Origin of the sequence: Zhongshania sp., from assembly GCF_041623545.1 — a bacterium.
Lineage (GTDB): Bacteria > Pseudomonadota > Gammaproteobacteria > Pseudomonadales > Spongiibacteraceae > Spongiibacter.
The window spans coordinates 1-5,481 of record NZ_JBFJWS010000216.1 but is presented as its reverse complement, the minus strand read 5'-3'; the positions used below and the strand labels follow the sequence as shown (position 1 = coordinate 5,481).

7 protein-coding genes are annotated in these 5,481 nt (G+C 50.0%); 3 read left to right on the top strand and 4 right to left on the bottom strand.

The window, feature by feature from the left end; genetic code table 11:
* The 3 genes from ABYT30_RS14835 to ABYT30_RS14825 all read left to right on the top strand — a co-directional run.
* Positions 1-387: YraN family protein (locus ABYT30_RS14835; protein ID WP_373097312.1), on the top strand; the 387-nt coding region annotated here is incomplete at its 5' end.
* A gap of 14 nt (positions 388-401) precedes the next feature.
* Positions 402-992: an SIS domain-containing protein gene (locus ABYT30_RS14830; protein WP_373097311.1), complete on the top strand. Its 591-nt coding sequence runs from the start codon at positions 402-404 to the stop codon at positions 990-992.
* Entirely contained in the window at positions 989-1,561 is a 573-nt protein-coding gene (locus tag ABYT30_RS14825) for a BON domain-containing protein (RefSeq protein ID WP_373097310.1), read from the top strand. The genes ABYT30_RS14830 and ABYT30_RS14825 overlap by 4 nt, the downstream gene beginning before the upstream one ends.
* Before the next feature lie 44 nt (positions 1,562-1,605).
* Here ABYT30_RS14825 and ABYT30_RS14820 read toward each other — a convergent pair whose 3' ends face one another.
* The 4 genes from ABYT30_RS14820 to petA all read right to left on the bottom strand — a co-directional run bounded on the left by ABYT30_RS14820 (position 1,606) and on the right by petA (position 5,447).
* Entirely contained in the window at positions 1,606-2,019 is a 414-nt protein-coding gene (locus tag ABYT30_RS14820) for a ClpXP protease specificity-enhancing factor (protein WP_373083177.1), read from the bottom strand.
* 17 nt (positions 2,020-2,036) lie between these two features.
* Positions 2,037-2,684 carry a glutathione S-transferase N-terminal domain-containing protein gene (locus ABYT30_RS14815; RefSeq protein WP_373083179.1) on the bottom strand — a complete coding sequence of 216 codons (648 nt, stop codon included), beginning with the start codon at positions 2,682-2,684 and terminating at the stop codon, positions 2,037-2,039.
* 109 nt (positions 2,685-2,793) lie between these two features.
* Positions 2,794-4,851 carry a ubiquinol-cytochrome c reductase gene (locus ABYT30_RS14810; RefSeq protein WP_373083180.1) on the bottom strand — a complete coding sequence of 686 codons (2,058 nt, stop codon included), beginning with the start codon at positions 4,849-4,851 and terminating at the stop codon, positions 2,794-2,796.
* Complete coding sequence (petA, locus tag ABYT30_RS14805) at positions 4,851-5,447, bottom strand: ubiquinol-cytochrome c reductase iron-sulfur subunit (RefSeq protein ID WP_373083182.1); 597 nt, start codon at positions 5,445-5,447, stop codon at positions 4,851-4,853. Before petA ends, ABYT30_RS14810 begins: the two co-directional genes overlap by 1 nt.
* Positions 5,448-5,481: the final 34 nt, after the last annotated feature.

The window sequence follows — 5,481 nt, the reverse complement described above, 5'->3', positions numbered from 1 at the left end:
GCCCTAATGTGGCGCTCAGCACGCCCTACCGACACCGGCAAACGCGCTGAACAAGGCGCTTGCCGGTTTTTGGAAAATAACAAATTAAAAATTATCGCAAAGAATTATCACTGCCGTTTTGGCGAGATCGACGTTATTGCCCGCAGCCCTGAGCACCTTGTATTTGTTGAGGTACGCTACAGGAACAACCCTCACTTCGGCAGCGCCGCCGAGACAGTAAACACAGCAAAGCAGCGGCGCATCATACTAACGGCACACCACTACCTTAGCAGTGCCGGTGGCAGACAATACAATGAACTTCCATGCCGTTTTGATGTCATTGAAGCAAGCCCTGGCAACAGCGGTGAGCTACATTTCAACTGGCTTCCCCATGCTTTTCAGGAGTGAGAGACAACAATACCGTGGACAATAATGAGCAAGTACTAGATTTGTTTCACCGCCACATCGAGAGCTGCATGTACACCATGGAGTCGCTAAGCGACATGATCGTTCAGGCCAGCGAATGCATAGTCGAAAGCATGCTGCATGAACACAAGATCATTTGCTGTGGCGAGGGCAGCAGTGGGCTGATCGCACACCACTTAGCAACCAACCTATTGACGAGTTTCCAGCATGAGCGACCAGCCCTGCCTGCCATGATTCTCAGTGCCGACGCGGCCACCGCGATTGCCGTAGACTCGAGCTACAATGACATCTACGCCAATCAAATACGGGCCCTAGGACAAGCCGGTGACTGCCTCGTGCTGTGCTACCACGGCAACGGCTCCACAGCCACCTTGCGCGCCATACAAGCGGCACACGAGCGCAATATGCGCGTTATCTCACTATGTAATTTAGGCGGCGGCGACGCCAGCTCTCTGCTCGCCCCAGACGACGTCGAACTCGCTTTTCCAGTAGAAGACCGAGCCAGAGTCACCGAAATGCAATTAATCGCGGTTCACAGCATTTGTGAACTCATTGACACCCAACTATTTGGAACCACGCACGCATGATCCAGCTTCAGCGCTACGCTCTCCCCCTATTACTTGTTGGCCTACTTAGCGGTTGTACGCAGATCCTAACGGCAACCACCGACAAACCGATCACCGATGACCCCGGCAGTCGAAGTCTCGGCAGCTATTTAGATGACGAAATTATTGAAACCAAGGCATTAGTCAATATCCGCAAAACCGATCCCGCCTTGCAAAGCGCTCGGATAAATGTCACCAGTCACAACGGTATCGTTTTGTTGACCGGAAATGCGCCCAATGCCAGGTTGAGCCAAGTCGCCGGCGATGTTGCGAATGAGGTTAAAAAAGTCCGTAAAGTCCACAATGAACTCGCGATCGGCGCCGACGTTAACATGATCGCCCGCAGTAACGACACGTGGATCAGCGCTAAGGTTAAAAGCCGATTGTCGCTCGACGAAAAACTCGATGCGTCGAAAATCAAAGTCGTCACTGAAAACGGCATAGTCTATTTGATGGGACTGGTATCGAAAGCAGAGTCTGACACGGCTACGAAAATTGTCAGCGAGACCACTGGCGTGCAGAAGGTTGTTCGCGTATTTGAATATTATTAATACTTGAAAAAAAGGGGGCCTGATCTGCATCAAGCCCCTCCTAACTACTTCACTACTTTCAGACTAGGCTTACCCTTGCCGCTTGGTAGCTTGCTCAAACTCGCACTTGGCCTAGGCCCTGGCGGCTTCGGTGGCATATCAGGTTCCTCAGCATCAAATAACATGCCCTGACCATTTTCTTTGGCGTACACACCGAGCACCGCTGATATCGGCGCACTGACTTCCTGCGGCACACCACCAAAACGACCGCTAAACGTCAAAAACTCGTTGCCGACATGGAGCCCCACAACCGCTGATGGCGATATATTGAGTACAATTTGGCCATCCTGCACATACTGCTGAGGCACAAACACCCCATCATGAAGCGCATTCACGAGAATGTAAGGGGTACAACCATTGTCGACCACCCATTCGTAAATTGCCCTAATCATATAGGGGCGACTCGATGTCATTGCCATAATATACAGCCAGTGGTTTAGGCTACCGGCGCCTCGCTACGATTCTCACGCTCTTTTTCAGTCAAGCTTTCTTGAAAGGAAGGCCGCTCAAATAAACGCGCCATATAATCAAATAGCGGCTTAGATTGACGGGTTTGCGGAATAACCACACCTAACTGAGGTAAACGCCATAGAATCGGTGCCAAACAACAGTCTACCAAAGTGAACTCGTCACTCATAAAGAACGGCTTCTCAGCAAAGATAGGTGCAACAGTTAAGAGGCTATCACGCAGCTCTTTACGCGCTTTCTCGGCGTTTTTTTGATTACCACCCACCAGCAATTCATCAACCAGGCGGCACCAGTCACGCTCGATACGATAAATGTACTGACGGCTCTCACCCCGAGCAACAGGGTAAACCGGCAACAATGGTGGATGCGGAAAGCGCTCATCCAAATACTCCATCATTACTTTTGATTCGTACAATGCTAAGTCACGATCGACTAAAGTTGGCAGCGAGTTATACGGGTTCAGCTCCGCTACCTCTTCAGGTAGAGTGCCCGGCTTCACATCGACGATATCAACAGTTACGCCTTTTTCGGCCAATACAATTCTCACCCGATGGCAATAATGACTCGCCGCATCAGAAAAGAAGGTCATGGTAGAACGCTTGGCAACAACGCCCATTGATCGCACCTCAAATTATCAAACTAAAAACAACAAACGGGCAGCTCCAAATAGAACCGCCCGCTGACTCTTTCCAACTCGCACAATAATCAGTGCAAGCCAAAGGGGTTTAATGCACGTCTTTCCAGTATTCGCGATTTAACAAAAAGGCAAATACAAAGAACACGGCAATAAATAATAATACGTAAACACCGATCCTGCGGCTTTTCGCAGCCGAAGGCTCGCCAACGTATTCTAAAAAGTTAACAAGATCATATACGACCTTATCATATTCAGCCGGACTCAGGGCGCCCTTGCTCGCATAAGTAAATGAACCACAGGGATTCAAGGCCTTACCATCGTCACCGAATAGAATATCTTCGCCAGTCAAGGGATCGCGCAATACGCCGCCGTTATGGGCGTGAACCGGGCCAGGGGCGCACTCAGGCATACCCTGTAATTCAGCCATAACGTGGGGCATGCCGACGTCTTTAAAAACCTTATTGTTCACGCCATAGGGGCGTGACGGATCAGCATAAAAGGTACGCAAATACGTGTATAACCACTCGGGGCTGCGAGAGCGCGCGACCAAAGTCAAATTAGGCGGCGCAGCGCCAAACCACTTTTTTGCATCGACAGCTGCCATTGAATTGTGCATTAAAGAACCAATCTTGGCTTCACTATCAAACTTCAAGTTCTCTTCAAACAACTCGAGTGGAATACCGAGATCGTCAGCCGTCCGCTGATAGCGGGCATAACCTAAGGAGTGGCAACCCATGCAGTAATTCATGTAGGTCGCAGCGCCGCTTTGCAGCGACGGCAAGTCAGTAACGTCAGTGTCGATTTCATCACAAGCCATAGTGCCGCAATCAAAAGCTGACTCAGCACCCGCAGCTTTAAGCGGCAGCACAGTTAGCAGAATCACAACTAAGAGCACAAGCATGCTTTTCCAAAAACCCATGCCGCCATCAGTGGTACGAGTCGGCACTGGCTTGGTCGCTTCCCACTTAGTCCAGAATGGCATTAACAGGAAGAAGCCGAAGTAGATTACTGAGCAAATCCGCGCCAACAAAGTCCGCGCCTCAGTAGGCGCTTTCACGCCCAGTACGCCAAGAATCAAGAAAGAGGCAACAAAAATTAAAATAGCCGCTTTACTGAAATTACCCTTGTAGCGAATCGACTTGACCTTGCTGCGATCCAACCAAGGCAGCAAGAACAATATGGCTACTGATGCACCAAAGGCCATAAAGCCCAAGAGCTTATCCGGCACTGCGCGCAATACAGAATAGAAGGGGGTGAAATACCACACTGGCGCGATGTGCTCAGGCGTCTTCAGTCCGTTGGCAATTTCAAAGTTAGCGTGCTCAAGGAAGTAGCCACCCATCTCCGGCATGAAGAATACAATACCGCAGAATACAAATAGGAAGACTGCTATCGCGGTTAAATCATGAACAGTGTAGTAAGGGTGGAACGCTACGCCGTCTAAAGGAACGCCGTTGGCATCCTTGTTTTTCTTGATCTCAACACCGTCAGGATTATTTGAGCCCACTTCGTGCAATGCCAATAAATGCAGAACAACCAAAGCAATCAAAATAATCGGCAGTGCCACGACGTGCAGAGCAAAGAAGCGATTAAGGGTGACGCCGGAGATTAGGAAGTCACCGCGAACCCACTGAACGATGTCTTCGCCTACAACAGGAATCGCGCCAAACAGCGAGATAATAACCTGTGCGCCCCAGTACGACATTTGCCCCCAGGGCAAGACGTAACCCACAAAGGCTTCAGCCATCAGCACTAAGAAAATAAACATGCCGAAAACCCAAATCAATTCACGGGGTTTTTGGTAAGATCCGTACAACAGGCCGCGGAACATATGCAGATAAACCACGACAAAAAACGCCGAGGCGCCGGTGGAGTGCATATAGCGGATGATCCAGCCGAAGTCGACATCACGCATGATGTATTCAACGGAATTAAAGGCTTCTTCAGAGCTAGGGGTGAAGCTCATGGTCAGCCAAATGCCGGTCATTATCTGGTTAACCAGTACAACCAATGACAAGACACCAAAGAAATACCAGAAATTAAAGTTCTTGGGTGCGTAGTATTTACCCATATGGGTATCCCACGCACGCATGATTGGCAGGCGGGCATCAACCCAATCGCGCAAGCCCACTAACATTTTGCTCATTACGCAGCCCCCTGATCAATACCGATAACTAATACACCATCGCCCTCAAAGGAATAGGGAGGAACAATGAGGTTTTGAGACGCAGGCGAACCCGAATAAACACGTCCGGCTAAGTCAAAACGGGAACCGTGACATGGGCAAAAGAAGCCACCCAGCCAAGATTTTCCGCCGAGATCAGGCACACCCACTTCGGGGTGATGCTTTGGCGCGCAACCTAAATGCGTACACAGACCAACGAGAACCATAAACTCGGGCCGAATTGAACGGGTTGCGGTTTCGACATAGTCAGGCTGATCTGAACCATTTGATTCAGGGTCTTTTAAGTATTGACCAAGCTCTTTTAAGCCAGCAACCTGCTCTTGGGTGCGACGCACCACATAAACAGGCTTACCACGCCATTCAACAACAACCATCTGACCAGGCTCAAGCTTGCTAATATCAGCCTTTACTGGCGCGCCAGCAGCCTTCGCTTTTGCACTTGGATTCCAAGAACCCACAAATGGCGTTGCTATACCAACGGCCCCGGCGGCACCAACAACTGATGTTGCGGCCGTCAGGAAACGTCGACGCCCTGTATTTACGCCGTCATTACTCATGACGATTCCCCCATAACATACGAAAAGTCAGGCT

Excerpts from the sequence above, each read along its gene's own strand:
- ABYT30_RS14815 (WP_373083179.1), bottom strand. The coding sequence starts at position 2,684 with ATGGGCGTTGTTGCCAAGCGTTCTACCATGACCTTCTTTTCTGATGCG.
- ABYT30_RS14825 (WP_373097310.1), top strand. The coding sequence starts at position 989 with ATGATCCAGCTTCAGCGCTACGCTCTCCCCCTATTACTTGTTGGCCTA.
- petA (WP_373083182.1), bottom strand. The coding sequence starts at position 5,447 with ATGAGTAATGACGGCGTAAATACAGGGCGTCGACGTTTCCTGACGGCC.
- ABYT30_RS14810 (WP_373083180.1), bottom strand. The coding sequence starts at position 4,851 with ATGAGCAAAATGTTAGTGGGCTTGCGCGATTGGGTTGATGCCCGCCTG.
- ABYT30_RS14820 (WP_373083177.1), bottom strand. The coding sequence starts at position 2,019 with ATGGCAATGACATCGAGTCGCCCCTATATGATTAGGGCAATTTACGAA.